This window comes from Nitrosospira sp. TNL200, assembly GCF_055386305.1.
In genome coordinates, this window is the sequence record NZ_AP041003.1 from 2,986,459 (window position 1) to 3,004,208 (window position 17,750).

The following is a 17,750-nucleotide window of genomic DNA, read 5'->3' on the forward strand; positions in this document are numbered from 1 at the left end:
AAGTAATCCCGGATCGCCTGTCAATTTCAGGATATCAGGCCCGACATTGAGCTGGCATTCCGTAACTCCCCATAACACCCGTGACTCCCGTGACACGAGGGAATGTTGGTGCTGCCTGATGATTACCCGATAGCGATCATGTCATCCATGCCGGAGAGCGATGCTTGGCCTCGATGGTTCGTTTCAGGTTGAACGCCAGAAGTTTCCCGAGCCGCTCATTCCCCACCGGACCGCTGCCAATGCGCTGGATGATGTCCAGGTCCGGCGCCTTATTGATTTCGATCAGGCATGGTCCGTTATCGAGCAATGCGACATCCCAGCCGATCACCACCTGATCGGAAAAGGCGCTGCCATGGGCATAACATACCAAGTCTAGCAGCTCCTGCCAGCGTGGGAGTCTGCGATGCACTATCTGCACGCCCGTTTCGGGGTGCTGCTCGTACCACCCGTCCACCGTAGATCCCCAGGCTCCGCGGGCTGCCCTTCCCAGTTCGCCGGTATGAATGTCGACATTGGCTGCGATCCCCCCCGCATGGTAGTTATCGACAACGACGGCGCTGCTTCGCGCCATGCGAAAAACCGCATTGGTGATTTCGAAATTCCCTTGCTCATTCCGGCAGCTCATCACCCGGACCGTTGCCAGAGTGCCATTGCCAAGATCAGCGATCTCCCTATGATTCACAAGTCGCGGCTGCACCAGGAAAACTCTGCGCTCCGACGCCTGGCGCAAGTCTTCCAGCACCTCTTCCGGGGTAGCGAGTTTTCCATCGTTGCGACGATATTGTCCCGAACCCAGATAGTCCCAGCGGGTGATATTTCTGCCGCCCTGGCCATTCAATGGCTTCACGAAAAGATCGACTTCCGGCAAACCGGGCCCGCTCCAGTCTGCCGGGATGATCTCTCCATTCGCGGCACGCAGAAGGATGGGCGCGGTCGCAATGCCAAATTTGCGACAGCGGGACATGAAGCATGCCTTGTCCTTGATGCAGGCGGTGGTACGCTCGGCAGGGATGGGAAGTCCGCCGTTATAATCGCGCAGATAACGATAGAGCCCACATTTCATTTCGAAGCGGTTCATGTATTCCGAAGCATGTCGCCGCTTGTCATCGTCGTGAAGTTCGAAAATATAATACCAGGGAGGCAAGATCGCGCACCGAAGCGCGACCTCGATCTGCTCCCGAGCTTGCCTGATAATCCCCTTCCCGGTCCGCTTCTTTATCGCCGGGCCATTGACCGCGGTGAACACTGCTGTCAGCGCCACGGTTACCAGTGGTGCGAGCGGCAGCGCCAGACATATTATGATGCGTTCCCGGAGCCTGACCTCGTCCCAGATCTCATGCTGGAAGCATCGGTGGACGAATGTCGCTGCCGAACTGTCATCACGCAGGCGGGAAAATGTCCACATCGCTCCGCTCAATTCGCGTGTAATCCTGTCAATACCCCAATCGAATACGATCTTCTTCATGATCCTCCAAAATCCACGGCACAAATGTCCTGTCTGTCATGTACGGATATATACCGGATACGTGCGGCAGCCATCAGCAGACAGGTGACAACGAAAAGCTATGCAATTTGTCATTATCTCTTTTGGAGATTTCCACCGCGCAGCGCCAGAATAACCGACAATATGCTCTTTGACCAGAGAGCGACGACGTCAAGGTGAACCCCAAGCCAGCATTGCCGCTGCCGAATCACCAGTATCGGCACCCACTTCGGACTGATGGTTCATCCTCGTTCAGGAGCAAAATACTGAACTCGTGGTTTGGAATTCATGATAATCGGATGACTTGATTTTTACGTTAGCTTTTAATCAAGTTTATGTGAACTTTTGACCGGATTTTAACCAGATCCGAACACATCCAAGCAACAAACTTTCAGGAATCATCTTTGATAAAATTTTCTGTAGTCATTCCTGCGCTCGATGATGCCGCCCGCATCGATTCATTACTGACTTCCCTGAGCACACTGGATTTACCGGATGTACCGCAAGGTACCTTTGAAGTGATTCTTGTCGGCTGCCCCCTGGATAACGCCTCTGAAAATATGGGCAGATGGCGAGGGCAGGAGAATATCCAGCTCGTCGAATCCACGTCCATGCCCGACCTGGCAGATTCGATTCTGGCTGGCGCGGCAGTGGCCCGAAGCGATGTCATCGTGGTAATGGATGCCAGCCTGGCCTGTCCGCCAGAGCAACTGCCCGCAATTGCCGGGCCGGTGCTGGACGGCAATTACGATGTCGCCGTAGGCAGCCGCAGTGCCGCAGGTAACCGTATCGAGGGTGGACCGGCGCATCTGCAATGGCTGGCGCCTATCAACGCCTGGATCACAGGCTTCATCGACGATGCCGATGGCGTACCTTCCGGATTTTTCGCTTTTCGCCGCGAACTGGCGTCGACCATTGCCGTGCATGCACGGGGACACCGGATGCTGCCTGCGTGGCCGAAGGCGGGACAGGGAAAACTTAAAGTGGCAAAAGTGCCAATCTGTTTTCGCAATCCGGTGCCAATTGCCTCCAAATCATCGTTTTCCCATCCACGCAGCGGCTTGCAGCGGTTAGCGATGCCGGCTGGCGGTTCTGCGGCGCCCGGTACGGACAACCGATTTTTAATGACCGGATGGTTCGGTGTGATTGCCGACACAGTGTTATTCCAGCTATTCATGAGCGCTGGAGCCGGAATCGCGCTGGCGCATATGGCGAGCTTTTTTGCTGCCGCCACGCTGAATCATGCGCTTAAAGCAAAATATCCGCTCCTGCAGCGCCCCGGTCCATCGGGGCCACGCCAATTCGCCCGCCTGTTGATGGTCGGCGCCATTGCCTTGCTGACGCGCGGTGGAATTCTAGCCTTGCTGGTCTATGATTGGCAGTTATCCCCCTTTCTTGCCATTCTCCCGGCCATTGCCGTGTCCACGGCGATCAGCTATCTGGGATACGTCTTCTACGTTTCCCGGCCCGAACTGAACGCGCTCGCCCCGGAGGCGCGATGGCGGCTCGCCTCGCTGGGAATCGTGGCCTTTGTCGTGCTGCTGCGCCTGATCTATATGGGCGCAGGGCAATTGATCCCGGACGAGGCCTATTACTGGAACTACGCCCAGCACATGGATTGGAGTTTTTATGACCATCCTCCCATGGTTGCATGGCTGATCTGGCTGGGTACAGCGGTCTTTGGCAATACCGAATTCGGCGTACGCATCGGCGCGTTCCTCAGCGGCCTGGTGACGATGGGATATCTTTACGCTCTGGCGCGGAACCTGTATGACAAACCCACCGGAATGCGTACTGTGCTGCTGCTGGCGATATTGCCGTTCAGCTTCGCTACCGGCCTGCTGATGACAGCAGATGCACCGCTGATCGCTGCCTGGGCCGCCACTCTCTATTATATGGAACGAGCGTTGATAGCAGATCGCAGCTCGGCCTGGCTGGGGATGGGAATCGCGTTCGGCCTGGGTATCCTGTCCAAGTACACGCTGGGCCTGCTGGGACTCGCAGCGCTTTTGTTCGTCATACTGGATCCGAAGGCCCGGCGCTGGCTTCGCCGGCCTCACCCCTATCTGGCAGCGGGGCTTGCCCTGTTGCTGTTCTCGCCGGTCATCATCTGGAACATGGAGCACCAGTGGGCGTCGATCACGTTCCAGTCATCGCGGATCAAGGGAGTCGGCGACGATCAGTTCTCGACACACCTGCTATTCGCAAACCTGCTGTTACTGCTGACTCCCGTGGGTTTGCTCGCCGCCGCATCGGCCTTGCTGTCAGAGGCCGGTAACGATGACAGCGAGTTGGCGCGCAGGCGCCGCCTGTTCGTAAGAATATTCACCGGGGTGCCGCTGGCGGTTTTTTTTGTACTCAGCATGTTCGATTCCTTGCGCTTCCATTGGACCGCGCCGCTATGGCTTGCCGTACTGCCATCGATAGCCTGGATGATGAAATCATCAACAGGCAGCGTCAGCAGTGCAACAAGCCGTTTACTGCCTGCATGGAAGCCGACCATTGCCATTTGCGTATTGGCCTATGCATTCGCCCTTCATTATGTAGTGCTGGGAATACCCGGCATCCCCTATCCGGTGTTCATGAAACAGCACTATTTCTGGCGTGAAGCAACGGACGAGGTTAAAAAAATTGTCAAAGAGGTATACCGCCAGTCTGGACAGAAACCGCTGGTAGTAGGCATGAGCAAATGGCCGATTGCAAGCAGCCTGACCTTCTATGACCGAAAGGGCGGGATGGACATTCGCTCGCGCAATATGTTTGGCGACAGCGGCGCCATGTATCAATTCTGGTATCCATCGGAACCCCCCGTCACCCGGCCGATCATATTGATCGGGAACAAGGAGATAGATCTTGAATGCGACCGATGGGGCAACGATATCGCGCAAATGCTCGATCGGCCCGCACCGGTGCAAAGCCATCTGGTATTGCGCGAGGATAAGCCGCTGCGATGGATTTACTACCGCACCGCAAAGGGGTATCGCGGCATAATCCATCGTAGCTGTTGAATGGCAGATTTGATCGCCACTCTTCGCTGCCGGAGTTTGTTCCGGGAGGGAGCGGGGAGAATTCCGTCATTCAGCTCGCATGCCGCAGCGGTGCGGAATGTCAGGGCCGTGACAGGATGATACGGTTTACCGGCTTTACCCGGTCAAACCAGAGCCTCGCCGGTCAGCCTCTCCAGAATGCGCAGCGACGAATGCGACGGATCGTTCATGGCTTCCACCGGCAGGTAGAATGTCTGATCCAGGCTGTGCTGCCCTGACATCGCGCCATGCAACACCAGATCGGTGATGGCAATCCAGCTCGAACCGGGCGGGAACTCGACAACCTTATGCGGCGCCGTGCGCTGGTACTCCTTGTCGCGCATGCCGAGGGCCCTTAGCGCCGCGATGTACTGATCATACTTGGTCTTGGTGCCATCCACGATGCCCAGCCTGACCAGAATGGAGGAAAGCCAGCTTGGCTTGCTGAGGCGCACGGAAGGCAGAAAGCGGCGCACGAAGGGCTCGAATGGTTCGCCAAGCTGCCAGACACGCGGCCGGCTGACGGGATGGATATTGGAGAATATGCGCAGCATCGCGCGTCCCTGCGTGGGATATCCATAGCTGGAATCGATATGGAGCGACTGGGTATTGCTGCGCGCAAAAGGCCGATAAGTGACTCGTTTGCGATCCAGCTTATCCTGATAACTGGGAAATAACTGGAGGATGACACTCTCGGCCCATTCGCCGTAGCGGGACATCATGGCCTGGATATCAGGACGTGCTGTGTCTTTGACCTGGGCCCGCATCATCTTCCCGCGCACCTGCGCATAATGGTATTTCTTGATGCGGCCCCGCGCCGGGTCGAAAATGATCGTCGGACGCCCGTCTTCGACATCGGGCTCCCGGCTCAGGATCTTCGCGGTGTCCGACACCAGCTCCCGCTCCCGCTCGGATAGCTCGAATCCGCTTCTGGGCAGATAAATGACACCACCATCCTCCAGCGTCTCGATGGCCATGCGCCGCAGCTCCGGCGCCGATAGATCGGTGCCCGGCTCGATTGTCAGCACCTTTGCGGTTTCACCTTTTTCACGCACGGAAATTTGTTCATCACCTGCCATGATATGCCCTCGATCCATCGAAGCTTGAAAAGTTGCTGCAAGATGCCCAAATCACATCATCAGAGCCATTTCTGGATCTGGCTGCAAATGAGCATCGACTCTTAAGGAAGCGCTGAATAAATCCTCGCTGAGCGCGTTGCTGGTAAAATCGGGATGATCATAAGGCGCGCGACGCAGGTCGTAGCCGGGACTACGATGCCAAGGAGCGCAACGCCATGAGAGCCCGATTTTACCGCAACTCTTATGGGGCGGGGTTTTGCGGGTGGTCTGCCTTGTCAGGCTCCTAGCGAAGGGGATCAACCATTCGCGTCGTCGCCTTTCGCGCATCCCATCCCGCAAAGCCGCCGTCGCGCCAGCGGAGATTTATTCAGCGCTTCCTTAAATTAAAAACTCCTGTCCCATGAGGCCTGCCGCAAAAAGCGTTTTTCCCTTGCCTGAGACACTCGATCCGGCCGGGCGGCTTACCGTAACAAAAAGGGTGGAGACCGATCTCATTATAGTACTCCACCACTCATTAGTATTCTGCCACTCGTCAATCTTGCACACGATATTCTCCAAAAACGAGGGCAATGTCAGGAAAAGTTGAACAGGGCCTGGATGCGTCCGGCGAGGATTTGTTCAGCTTTTCCTTGATGTAATCACGAAAAGAATTTATGATCCCCCCGCTATTTTACTGGCAAAATTCCATGGATGGGTTATCTTGTAGAGACAAAAGAGGCTATTGAACAAATTGTGCTGCCTTGAATCCCATTCAATCCTTTATCCCCACGCCGCCACTTCTGCTTGCGTGGAGTCGGACAGGTGCCACTGATTGAATGCGAACGCAACCCACGGAATGAAGCACGAGACGAGAGGAAACCGCTATCAAAGCTATCATCCTTAGCGCTGGCCGCGGCAAGCGATTGCAGTCTTTAACCGAGAATATCCCGAAATGCCTCTTACCCATCTCAGGCAAGACCATTATAGAATGGCAGATCGATACCTTGCTCGCGGTAGGGATCGAGCATTTCACCATCGTTACCGGCTTTCAGTCCGTTTCGGTTGAAGCGCTGCTGCGCCGGCGCTACGCCAACCGCGCGCGCATCGATACCATCTTCAATCCCTTCTTCGAAGTTTCGGATAATCTGGCGAGCTGCTGGCTTGCGCGATCCGTCATGAGCAGTGAGTTTCTGCTCTTGAATGGAGACACGGTATTCGATGAGGAGGTGCCAAGGCAGCTGTTGAGCTTCCGCTCCGCACCCATTACTCTCAGTATGAGTTATAAACCCGTCTACGACGAGGACGACATGAAGGTCCAGTTGGATGCGCGAGGATGGGTCAAGCATGTCAGCAAGAATTTAAGGCACGATCAAGTCGATTGCGAATCTATCGGCCTGCTCGCATTCCGCGAGCATGGGCCTCAACTGTTCCGCAGCGCGGTCGAAGAGGCATTGCGGGATCAGGCCAGACTGAAATCCTGGTATCTGTCAGTCATCGATGAGCTGGCAGGCAGGGAGCTGGTCGATGCGTGCGCCATTCCCCACCACTTGTGGTGCGAAGTTGATTTTCCGCCGGATATCCCGATAGCCGAAACGTTCCTGAAAGAAAGATATCAGGACGAGCTCGTACAGAAGTATCTCTTCGTAACCGAATCTGCCGAAACTGATCAGGCTAGCGGCGTCGAACGCTAGCTCAAGCATGCGCTCATCCTATGCTCCACTCATGCCCGAACGGCAGAAAACCCAAACCGGCGCCAATCATATGCACGAGAATAAGATAGGCCTTGCCGCCGTGCATGCAAGGCGTGCCTTTCACGGAAAATTGAACACACTCCGCGACGTAAGCTCCGGAAAAAAACCTGGGCAAGGCGCTCTTATCCCGCCATTCGTTCTTTTTCGGGCATGATGCGGCATCGTTGGGCGCGGCAATGCTGATCTATTCCCTTATCCCGGCGCGTGGAGGCTCGAAAGGCGTTCCCCATAAAAATATTCGCCTGTTGCGGGGAATACCCCTCATTGTGCATTCCATTGAAGTTTCGCTTGAATGCCCGTCCATTCAGAGGACTTTTGTCAGCACCGATTCCGAGCGCATTGCCGATATCGCGAAGAATGCCGGTGCCGAAATCCCTTTTTTGAGACCGCGCGAGCTGGCCCAGGATGACACGCGGGATTTGCCGGTTTTTCAACATTTCCTGGATTGGCTGTTGCAAAACGCTCTTCCATTCCCCGATGCTGTCCTGCAGCTTCGCCCCACTTCTCCCTGTCGAAGCGTATCCAAGATTGAAGAAGCAGTGGAATTGCTGAAAAGAAATCCTGAGGCCGACTCGGTTCGAGGTGTCGTCGAGCCCGAGCAAAATCCGTACAAAATGTGGCGCATGGAAGAGGATGGGTTCATGCGGCCACTATTGACCATTCCTGGCATCCGGGAGCCATACAACGAACCCCGGCAGAACCTGCCGAGGGTTTTCTGGCAAACGGGCTATCTGGACCTGATTCGTACCCGAACCATTCTGGAAAACAATTCGCTTACCGGAACACGTGTTTTACCCCTGCCCATCGACAGCACGGAGGCCATCGATATCGATGACGAATCTTCATTTCAGCTGGCGGAATGGATACTGACAAAGCGAGGCGGCAACCCGTGAAAGCGCTGGTGGTAGGCCTGGGATCAATTGGAGTCCGGCATGTCAATAATCTGCATGCCCTCGGGGTTCGTGAGCTCGGCGTGGTAAGAACCCGGAATCATTCTCCTCCCGGAAAAATTGCTGCAAGAGAACTCGCTGTTTTCCATGATCTGGATCTTGCCCTTGCCCAAAAATTTGATCTCGTAGTGGTGGCCAATCCGACATCGCTGCATTTGGAAACACTCGTCAAAGCCCTCGACGCCGGCGCCCATGTTTATGTCGAAAAACCTGTCGCTCACGTGGAGCAGTGCCTGGCCGAACTCAACGCCCGCCTAATACCCGGCGGACCAAAGGTTCTGGTGGGATGCCAGCTCCGCATGCATCCGGGGTTGATGAAAATAGGTGAATGGATCAACCAGAATAGACTTGGGAAGATCTACTCGGTGCAGGTGGATCTGGGAGAATACCTCCCTGGCTGGCACCCATGGGAGGACTATCGGCAGAGCTACGCCGCGCTGGCCGATCAGGGCGGGGGTGTCATTCTGACGCTTATCCATGAGCTGGATTATCTGCAGTGGCTTTTTGGAAAACCTGAAAGCGTCTATGCGATCGGGGGCCATCGAACTTCGCTTGAAATCACGGCGGAGGATACGGCGCTCATTACTTTTGAAACCCGGCAGGGGGTCGGTATTCAACTCCGGATGGATTACTGGAGAAAGCCGCCTGTCCGGCGCATGAGCATAGTCGCCGAAAAAGCGCTCGTCGACTGGGATTATTACACCCGCGCTACCACCCTGAAGCAGGATGGACAGATCCTGGACGAGATGAAACTGCCTCCGACCTGGGACCGGAACGAGTTGTTCATATCGATGATGCGGGAGTTTCTCGAGAATCTCTCCGGAGAATCTGCTCCGCGGGTTACTTTGCAGGATGGCATCGATACGCTTGTAACTGCTCTGGCGGCAAAAAAATCCATCGAAACCAGCCAGGTGATACGCATATGAGCCAAGCCTACCAAGGCACTCCCTTTGACCTCACGGGCCGTGTCGTGCTCATCAGTGGCGCTGCCGGCCTTCTAGGCAGGGAATTTGCACTTGCAGCCGCATCGGCAGGGGCACACCTTGTGCTGGGGGACGTGAACAGGAAACAGCTCGAATCGCTGTCGAGTGAAATCACCTCCCTCCATCCACTCAAAAGAACGTTGATCCAGATCCTGGACGTAACCGATGCGAATTCCTGCCGATCCATTGCCGAGCTATGCGAAATGCAGTTCGGACGGATCGACGCCGTCATCCATAGCGCCGCCATTGATCCGAAATTTGAAGGATCTTCCGATACCGCCGGCTTTTCAAGATTCACCGAATTCCCGCTGGAGCTCTGGCGGTCATCCATCGACGTCAACCTGACCGGCGCCTTTCTGCTCTCGCAGGCGACATGCAGAGTAATGGAAAAAGCCGGAAAAGGATCCATTGTTTTTCTGGGATCCAACTACGGACTGGTGGGACCCGATCAGCGTATCTACCGGAAAGCGGGCCAGGAACGCCAGACCTACAAGCCCGCTGTTTATTCCGCCTGCAAATCCGGCCTTCTCGGATTGACGAAATTCCTGGCGGCCTATTACATGAATACATCCATCCGGGTCAACCTGCTCACCCCCAGCGGTGTCCGGAATCAGCATGATGAGGAATTTGTTCAAAATTACTCGTCCCGGACTATCCTGGGGCGAATGTCGAAAAAAAATGAATACCAGGGAGCAGTCATTTTTCTAGTCTCGGATGCCTCCAGTTACATGACGGGGGCGAATCTTGTTATTGATGGAGGATGGACAGCATTATGAGTTTACGTTACCAAAAACCTGTTGTCGTCGCCGAAGTGGGATGCAATCACAAAGGTGATTTTGAAATTGCCAAGACATTCATCAGGATGGCGAAGGAGTTTTGCGACGTGGACATCGTCAAGTTTCAGAAGCGGACCGTCAATGAGCTCCTCACCCACCAGGAATACGAATCCCCTCACCCCAACCCCATGCATTCCTACGGCAAGACCTACGGCGAGCACCGGGAAATCCTGGAGTTTAATCTTGAGCAGCATCGGGAACTCAAGCGCTATTGCGATGAAATGGGGATTGGCTATGGCTGCTCGGTCTGGGATATTACGGCGGCAAGGGAAATTTTGTCACTGGAGCCCGCCTACCTGAAAATTCCATCCGCAACCAACACCAACTTCGATCTTTTGAACTATGTTTGCGATCATTACGCCGGCGAAGTCCATATTTCCGTGGGAATGACGACCAACCAGGAAGAAAATGCCATTGTGGCCCTGTTCGAGGAGAAAGGCCGCGCCAGGAGCCTGATTCTGTACTCGTGCACCTCCGGCTACCCTGTTCCTCCAGAGGATGTTTGCCTGCTGGAAATCCGGAGGCTGATCAAGAGCTACCAGTCCAGCATCGGCGGAATCGGATTTTCCGGCCATCACAATGGAATTTGTATTGACGTTGCTGCTTATACGTTGGGCGCGCAGATCGTCGAGAGGCATTTCACCCTCGATCGCACCTGGAAGGGAACCGACCACTCAGCCTCGCTGGAGCCCGACGGATTGCGAAAGCTGGCGCGCGACCTGCGGAATGTTCACAAGGCGCTGAGATACAAGGAACAGGAAATTCTGGAAATCGAATCCGCCCAACGAAAAAAGCTCAAATGGAAAAGCGGCTCCGAGCACAAGCAATAATGGAAAAACAGGCCCACGATCATAAAAATTGATGAGCGCAAAATCTCACGGAGTTCTGGATGAGTGTTAAATCAGATGGAGATACGCTGATTTTTAACGCAACGATGCGAAAGTTCGGCGCGCCTCAGACTATCATTCACAGATATCGATATTGGAGTGTCATGCTGCGCCCTGTCCAGGTAACGCTTGGCTCGGTAATCCTGGCGGCGCATGAACCGGCCCATGCGTTTTCCCAGCTCGGCAAAGCAAGCTTTAACGAATTGCATGAAGTCACAGCACAGCTGGAGCCTGCCTTGGCAAAAGCATTCGATTATGACAAATTGAATTACCTGATGCTGATGATGGTTGATCCCGATGTGCACTTCCATGTCATCCCCCGTTACGCTGCGCCGCGGCATTTTAATGGCGGGGAATATGTAGATGCCGGCTGGCCCGGGCCGCCCGACTTCAGCCGGCCAAACGGAGCAGACGCCGAAGCAAACCACCATATCATTGATCGCATTATTTCCTGCTGGGCATGAGCCAGGCGAAGCGCCAGGCGTCACAAGGAGAAGAGAGGAATCTCGAGAATGAAGACTGCGGTCGCCGCGCCTGATGCCAAAAACACACGAATGCCGGGGTCATCGGAGCACCTCCGTTCCCGGAGGGCCAATGCGCCGATATTTATCTGAATGAGCTGGCTTTTTCGCAACGCCTCGCTATGATTTGTTCCACAAATAAATCCTCGGGCATGTCAGCCGTGGAAATTCGACAGTTTACAACTGGATATTCTCCGGCGGAACAATAGATGATTCAACTTGTCCTGTTACGGCACGGGGAAAGCACTTCGAACCGGGATAAGAATTTTACCGGCTGGAATGATGTAGCGTTAAGCCAGCGGGGCGAACAGGAAGCGACGCACGCCGGCCTTCTGCTCAAGGAGGCAGGATATCGCTTCGATCTGTGTTTTACTTCCGAACTCAGACGCGCCAAGGAAACCCTGCGTATCGTATTGTCGACGATGCAGGCCGGCGAAATGGAAGTAAGGCAGAATTGGCATCTGAACGAACGTCACTATGGCGCGCTCGAAGGAATAAGCCGATTGAGCGCGGTAAGGAAATTCGGCATCTGGTCGATTATCGGCACTCAATTGAGCTTTAATGGCTGCCCCCCTCCGCTCGACCCCACTGATTCGCGTTTTCCCGGAAATCAATCACGTTATTCGGAGATCGACAGGAAAGAATTGCCGCTTTCCGAAAGCATGAACCAGACACTCCTGAGAGTGGTGCCTTACTGGAAGAAAGCGATCCTGCCTGAGATCCGGGATGGAAAGCGGCTTCTCATCGTCTCTCACCAGCATGTTCTACGCACGCTGATGATGGAGCTGGACGGTTTTTCCGCCATCCATCTGATGACCTTGTCCATTGCTACCGGCCGCCCATTGGTGTATGAACTCGACGACGAGCTGAAGCCTGTCCGGCACTACTATATTGACCGCCGGGTGGAAAGCCACACCTATTCCTCATGATATGAACCTGAATCCGGCATCTGACCACTCATTTCCAGTATAGAGCTATGAGCCACAAAGACTTTCCGCGGTATTCGACGTTCATCTGTATGGTGAGTTCGCTACAGGGTGGATTTAAGATGAAGCCCTGCCTTCTCCTCTGGAGACATACGGAAGCAATGAGAAATATTGCAGACGATAGAGGTTCAAAACCCTTCTTCGTCCAATGCATGGGCAAGACAAGGCGGAGGAGTTGGGTGCCGAACTGAATCCCGAAATGTTCCTGCAACAATTTTCCCTATGCGGATGATGCCTTACCCAATAAAGCGAGATGGGGCACGACGGTCTGCGGCGCGCGGCCAGCACGCCAGCGATATCCCGCTTCCGTCAATTCCGCATGCTGTATGAAAGGCATTGCCGGACAGGCGATTTCCATCGTTGCGCTTGGCCTGCTTCCAGCAACCCTCCGTTTCACGCCGGGCAACTGCTGAATGGTCTCGGCAAAAACTGTGAGCAACCGGATGGCAAATAGATGAACCTTTCCATGAAAGCGCTTTTTTTTCTACGTCACTACAACGACATAGATCATATCACGCCGGTCATCTCCAAGTGGATCGAGACCGGGCATAGTTGCGATATCGTATTGATCGGCAAGCATAGGCTTCTTAGCGATTACCGCATCGAATTTCTCAAAAAGCTGGATGGGGTGCGGATTGCCCATATTCGGGATCTGATTCCAGCGCGTGAATTCTTGAGATGGCGGCTGCAAACAATTCTGCTGGCCACCAGCTTGCAGCGTCTTTTCATCGGTCCGCTGGTTCGCATGGCGACCCGGTTCTACGACGCCGAACGGCGGGAAACCGTGTGGCGGAGCACCGCCGACCGCATACTGCAAAGAAGCTTCAAGGAAGGCGACAAAGGCGTCGTGGTATTTGACTGGCTGACGAAAAACTCGCCCATCTGCATCGAGTGGATTGAACAGGTCGTGTCCAGAGCACACGCCATGGGGCTGGGTACCGTGTCATTGCCGCATGGGGATAGCCCGCATTCGACTCAGCTGATAAGGCATCGGGAGTGGAATCTTGCTCCTGATGCTTCTTTTTCCGCCGCATGCATATTTGATAAGCTGGTCGTACCCAATGATCTATGCGCAAGGCGTTTTCGGCCGTTTCTTGACGATCGGTCCATAGCGGTGCTGGGCTCGCCGCGCTACTGCGATGAATGGTTGGCCAAATTGGCCACATTCGCGCCTGCCTCCCCGCTCAGCCGCTCAGGCAGGCAGTTCAGGGTCGTGATGTTTTTACGAAAAAACGACTTCACGATATTCTGGGAAGAAGTCACTGAGGTGGTATGCCTGATTGCTGCCTTCCCTGACACCATGCTTGTGATCAAGCCACATACACGCGGCGGATGGCGGCAATCCCTTACCGGAAACGCCGCAGTGCGCCGCCTGCGAAACGTGAGCATCGCAGCAGACGATATTCATTCTATTCATCTCATGAATTGGGCCGACCTCATCATCGACCTGGCCACCTCGGTAGTATTCGAAGCGGTCAAGGCCAAAAAACCCGTGCTGGCGGCGGATTACCTTCACGCCGGCCGCTCTGCATTGGCCCATTATATGCCTGAGACAGAATTGAAATGCCGCGACGACGTATACCGCAGAATCAAGAGCCTTGTTTCAGGCAGCGATGGCGCGTTCTACGTGGAGCATAACCGGGAACGCTTTATCAAGGAAATGCTGCATCCTGCCGGACCGGACGTGCTGCCTCTCTATGTATCATTGCTCGAAGCTCAGGCGCGGGCTGGAGCCCAACCAAGCCCGCATTACCATCCCTCCAATGATTTCTCCATGGACACCCAAAGGGATCAATGCCTGTCGAATCAGTTGTAGGAAATTCGTCTTCCTTCGAGATATATTTCGGTGGACCCGACCAGCCGGCCGGTTACCTGCGCGATATTCTGGCACAGCACATCGCGGCAGTCCCGCCAGGAGGATCAATCGATTGGGTGACCTACTATTTTCGCGACGTAAGATTGGCCCAGGCCATTGTTCAGGCCCACAAGCGCGGAGTCAATGTCACGGTGACCCTGGCTGGCAAACCGCGTGTCCCTGAAGCTAATGATGCCGTCATTGCGTTGCTGTCCGGACATGATGGCCTGGAAAACAGGATGCGTGTGATTACTCTGCCGGGAATACCCGCACCGCGCGGAAAATCATGGAAGCCGCAGTTGCACGAGAAACTCTACTGCTTTTCCCACCCCACCCCGATTGCTTTCGTCGGATCTTTCAATCCCTCGGGAAACATGCCTCATGAGGAACGGGATATCTTGAGAGAGATAGGCGATCAGGACCGGGGCCATAACGTGCTCGTCGGAATAACGGATCCGCTCCTGGTTGCGCAATTGGTAAAACATGCCCGCCGATTGCATCGAACACCGCCGGGACCACTTTATCGATTCTCGGCCGAGGCAAACCGGGAAATCAAAAACGGAGAAACCGCTATGTACTTCTGGCCACGCATGGGCCCTCACCCGATAATACGATTCCTGAATCAGATCAGCGACAGCGCACGCCTCCGCATCGTTGCATCCCATATCAGAGCGGAAAGTGCCATAAAGGTCATGGCCGGATTAGCCCAAAGAGGCGTAGAGACGCATATACTGGGAGACTCGACATCAAGGCGAGTAACCGAAAAGGTGGAAAGGCGGCTTTCCCGTACCGAAATTCGGTTCAAACGGGTCAAGGACCCTGATGGTCTACCGATGCATCTCAAGTTCGTACTGATCGATGACGGCCGCAAGGCATGGTCCATCTTCGGGAGCTTCAACTGGACAAAGCCATCGTTCTGGCTAAACTACGAAATTGCCGTGATATCAAGCAACCCTTTGCTTTTCAAGGCTTTCTCCGACCGGTGGGATGCACTGGAAAATAGCATCCCTTCGACGGCCACACAGGCGGCACGGAATACGCGAGATTGAACCTATTTGTCATCATGACGAAATTGCCCGATAATCTGCTGGCTTCTCCATTGCATGATTTTGCCGGAAGAGGCCTGCGCATCGATATCGGGAGACTCGCCGAAAGGCCTGATCCAAGCATCAGGGATGCGCAGTTTTTCCGTTGCGCACATGGCATTTTTGTTTTTCAGCCAGCGGGAACCGAAGCTGAACAGAACCCCAAACCCAGCCAGGAGATTCAGTTCGAATAATGCGATGGGTAGCCTATGTGCCCTTGTGCGGCGGTTCCCAATTAATCGCCCCAGAAAAAGTGCGCTACGTAGGCGGACGGCCGTTATTCGCATGGAGCCTGGAGCAAGCCATTTCGTCAAAATGCTTTGACGAAGTGTATGTAGCCGTGGATTCGCCAGAAATCAGCAGGGAAGTGTCGAGCGAATTCTCGTCAGCAGTGACAGTTCTGAATCACCCTTCCCCATACCCGCAAGTAAGCACGGAAACCGCCCTGATCGAGTTTCAGCAACGAGTCGCCCCTTTCGATGTCGTTTGCCTGATTCATGCCACATTTCCACTGACCAGCACAGATGATTTCCGGGCAGCTAAAAGCAGATTTCTCGCGGAAGACCTGGACTCGCTTGTCACCGTCACGAAATCGACGCGCTTCGTCTGGACCATGTCAGGCGCACCCGCCATTCATCATCTGGCAACACCGCCCCAGCCTCGCGAAGCGTACTCATATTTCATGGAAAATAAAGCGTTTTACCTGACTCGGGGCATGTTGCTTAAAAATTATGGCTGCCATGTAGGCGGCCGGACCGGAATTTATGAAATGCCTGCCGGCGCCGAAATGGATACAGGAACAGGCTGGCTAGCTCTGGAGCGGCTCTTGTTGAAGCGGCTATCCAAAACCAGCGCGAATGCTTCCCGGATTAAAGCGCTGGTGCTTGATGTAGACGGAACGATGACAGATGGCGGTATGTATTATGGCCCTGCTGGCGAAGCTCTGAAAAAATTCAATACCCGCGATGCTCATGGCCTGCAATTGCTGCGGGAGAACGGAATCAGGATCGGGGTCATTAGCACTGAGAAAAGTCCCGCTGTGGAAGCGAGGATGAAAAAACTGAATATCGACGAATACCATCCAGGGGTGCGAAATAAGCTCCCTCTTCTTCTGGAGCTGGCAAGGCGATGGAACATCGCTTTGGAAGATATGGCATATATCGGCGATGACCTCGGCGATCTGGAATGCCTGAACCGGGTGGGTGTCGCTTTTTGTCCCGCTGATTCCGTTCCCAAAATCCTGGAACACGTCCATTATGTATGCAAAGGCCGAGGGGGTCATGGCGCAGTGCGTGAAGTTTGCGATCTTATTCTAAAAAAGTGCTGAAACAGTCTTCCGCAACTGTCAGCGCAACAATCCGCGCCGCAACAATTTCCAGAAAACCTTATAACCCCATAGAACCGGATGGCGCCGCAACATCGGAGAAACCTCGACGTGAACGCCGGTGTGGCGCTCTATCTTCCATACGGCATAACTGATGCCGTCCTGGAACGTGAAGGCCGCCTTTGCCAGCCGAAGAATAGACAGAATGCGTCCCTGCCAGCGCCGCAATTTCCAGTGGCGCAATGAACGAAGCCGAGTATCAGCGCCGATTTCGCATCGATAGTTGCCATTCGCCAAAGCGATGAGCCTGCCCTCGAACACGCGTCCAGTACATGCATACGCGGTCAGTCTCGCATAATCGTCCAGGTTGAGTTGCGCAAGAAGGCGTGCGCGCGTTTCCCGTTCAGGCCGCAATTCCGCGGCATAGGTAAGGCTCAGTCCTCTTGACCAGATCTCTTCGACCGTTACCTCTCCCGATTCAAAAGCGGAAACGGCCTGATCCAGAAACGTGGTAACTGCATGGGCAAGCGAGAAGTGTATGCGCTGGCGCACGACTTCGTCGCGCACGTAAAGCAAACGCACCGGTTGAGCAAACCGGGCCCAGAGATAGGGATGGAACCACCGCCGAGTTCCACGCTCGAAGTCCTCGGTCGAGACAACCGCATATTTTGCGCGTAATATTTTCTCCTGAGCGGATATCTCGAGATAGAAGACATTTGGCGGTAGCCACGCATTCAAAGAGGCGAGATGGCGCTGCCGGTAAGCACTATGGTAGCTGTTCACCACGACATAGAAATCCGCGATCCCATCCGCAATTTCGCGGGCGCGCAGACAGGAGCCGTAAAGGAGCACAGCATCCAGCGAAACGCCAAAACGCGCTCTCAATTCTTCGACAAAAAAGGAAAAATCAGCAGCTACCGGCAGGGAACTGAGATGTGCCATCTCGGCGACGAGACCATGGGGTAGCTCTTCATCGAGAACCGCTGGACTGCCTATCATTGCCAT

At 54.6% G+C, this 17,750-nt stretch carries 15 protein-coding genes; 12 read left to right on the plus strand and 3 right to left on the minus strand.

The features are described from left to right. Window positions 1-136: 136 nt before the first annotated feature. A complete protein-coding gene (locus ACZ5CE_RS13500; RefSeq protein WP_464575421.1) occupies window positions 137-1,465 on the minus strand; it encodes a sugar-transfer associated ATP-grasp domain-containing protein in 1,329 nt (442 codons plus the stop codon). Window positions 1,466-1,887: 422 nt separating this feature from the next. Between ACZ5CE_RS13500 and ACZ5CE_RS13505 the strand changes: the two genes are divergently transcribed. Beyond that, window positions 1,888-4,491, plus strand: a complete 2,604-nt coding sequence (locus ACZ5CE_RS13505; protein WP_464575422.1) for a glycosyltransferase family 39 protein — start codon at window positions 1,888-1,890, stop codon at window positions 4,489-4,491. Between the two features lie 143 nt (window positions 4,492-4,634). Here the strand turns inward: ACZ5CE_RS13505 and ACZ5CE_RS13510 are convergent, their stop codons facing one another. Then, window positions 4,635-5,588 (minus strand): Kdo hydroxylase family protein, encoded by a 954-nt coding sequence (locus ACZ5CE_RS13510; protein WP_464575423.1) that lies wholly within the window; start codon window positions 5,586-5,588, stop codon window positions 4,635-4,637. Between the two features lie 875 nt (window positions 5,589-6,463). Between ACZ5CE_RS13510 and ACZ5CE_RS13515 the strand changes: the two genes are divergently transcribed. From ACZ5CE_RS13515 to ACZ5CE_RS13565, 11 genes are all read left to right on the plus strand, one after another. Next, the gene (locus ACZ5CE_RS13515) at window positions 6,464-7,258 is read left to right on the plus strand and encodes a phosphocholine cytidylyltransferase family protein (protein ID WP_464577532.1); all 795 of its coding nucleotides are present in this window, start codon (window positions 6,464-6,466) and stop codon (window positions 7,256-7,258) included. A 236-nt stretch (window positions 7,259-7,494) separates the two neighbouring features. Beyond that, window positions 7,495-8,211 (plus strand): acylneuraminate cytidylyltransferase family protein, encoded by a 717-nt coding sequence (locus ACZ5CE_RS13520; protein ID WP_464575424.1) that lies wholly within the window; start codon window positions 7,495-7,497, stop codon window positions 8,209-8,211. Beyond that, window positions 8,178-9,194 carry a Gfo/Idh/MocA family protein gene (locus ACZ5CE_RS13525; protein ID WP_464575425.1) on the plus strand — a complete coding sequence of 339 codons (1,017 nt, stop codon included), beginning with the start codon at window positions 8,178-8,180 and terminating at the stop codon, window positions 9,192-9,194. The genes ACZ5CE_RS13520 and ACZ5CE_RS13525 overlap by 34 nt, the downstream gene beginning before the upstream one ends. Next, window positions 9,191-10,027, plus strand: coding sequence for an SDR family oxidoreductase (locus tag ACZ5CE_RS13530; RefSeq protein ID WP_464575426.1), 837 nt, complete (start codon window positions 9,191-9,193; stop codon window positions 10,025-10,027). The genes ACZ5CE_RS13525 and ACZ5CE_RS13530 overlap by 4 nt, the downstream gene beginning before the upstream one ends. After that, a complete protein-coding gene (locus ACZ5CE_RS13535) occupies window positions 10,024-10,917 on the plus strand; it encodes an N-acetylneuraminate synthase family protein (RefSeq protein WP_464575427.1) in 894 nt (297 codons plus the stop codon). Before ACZ5CE_RS13530 ends, ACZ5CE_RS13535 begins: the two co-directional genes overlap by 4 nt. A 161-nt stretch (window positions 10,918-11,078) precedes the next feature. Continuing rightward, on the plus strand, window positions 11,079-11,438 hold the full coding sequence (locus ACZ5CE_RS13540) for an HIT family protein (protein WP_464575428.1): 360 nt from the start codon (window positions 11,079-11,081) through the stop codon (window positions 11,436-11,438). A 266-nt stretch (window positions 11,439-11,704) separates the two neighbouring features. Beyond that, complete coding sequence (locus ACZ5CE_RS13545; protein WP_464575429.1) at window positions 11,705-12,424, plus strand: 2,3-bisphosphoglycerate-dependent phosphoglycerate mutase; 720 nt, start codon at window positions 11,705-11,707, stop codon at window positions 12,422-12,424. 523 nt (window positions 12,425-12,947) lie between these two features. Then, entirely contained in the window at window positions 12,948-14,297 is a 1,350-nt protein-coding gene (locus tag ACZ5CE_RS13550) for a hypothetical protein (RefSeq protein WP_464575430.1), read from the plus strand. Then, window positions 14,276-15,385, plus strand: coding sequence for a phospholipase D-like domain-containing protein (locus tag ACZ5CE_RS13555; protein ID WP_464575431.1), 1,110 nt, complete (start codon window positions 14,276-14,278; stop codon window positions 15,383-15,385). Before ACZ5CE_RS13550 ends, ACZ5CE_RS13555 begins: the two co-directional genes overlap by 22 nt. Next, entirely contained in the window at window positions 15,382-15,615 is a 234-nt protein-coding gene (locus tag ACZ5CE_RS13560) for a hypothetical protein (protein WP_464575432.1), read from the plus strand. Before ACZ5CE_RS13555 ends, ACZ5CE_RS13560 begins: the two co-directional genes overlap by 4 nt. Continuing rightward, the gene (locus tag ACZ5CE_RS13565) at window positions 15,615-16,748 is read left to right on the plus strand and encodes an HAD-IIIA family hydrolase (protein ID WP_464575433.1); all 1,134 of its coding nucleotides are present in this window, start codon (window positions 15,615-15,617) and stop codon (window positions 16,746-16,748) included. Before ACZ5CE_RS13560 ends, ACZ5CE_RS13565 begins: the two co-directional genes overlap by 1 nt. An 18-nt stretch (window positions 16,749-16,766) precedes the next feature. Here ACZ5CE_RS13565 and ACZ5CE_RS13570 read toward each other — a convergent pair whose 3' ends face one another. After that, window positions 16,767-17,750, minus strand: a complete 984-nt coding sequence (locus tag ACZ5CE_RS13570) for a hypothetical protein (protein ID WP_464575434.1) — start codon at window positions 17,748-17,750, stop codon at window positions 16,767-16,769.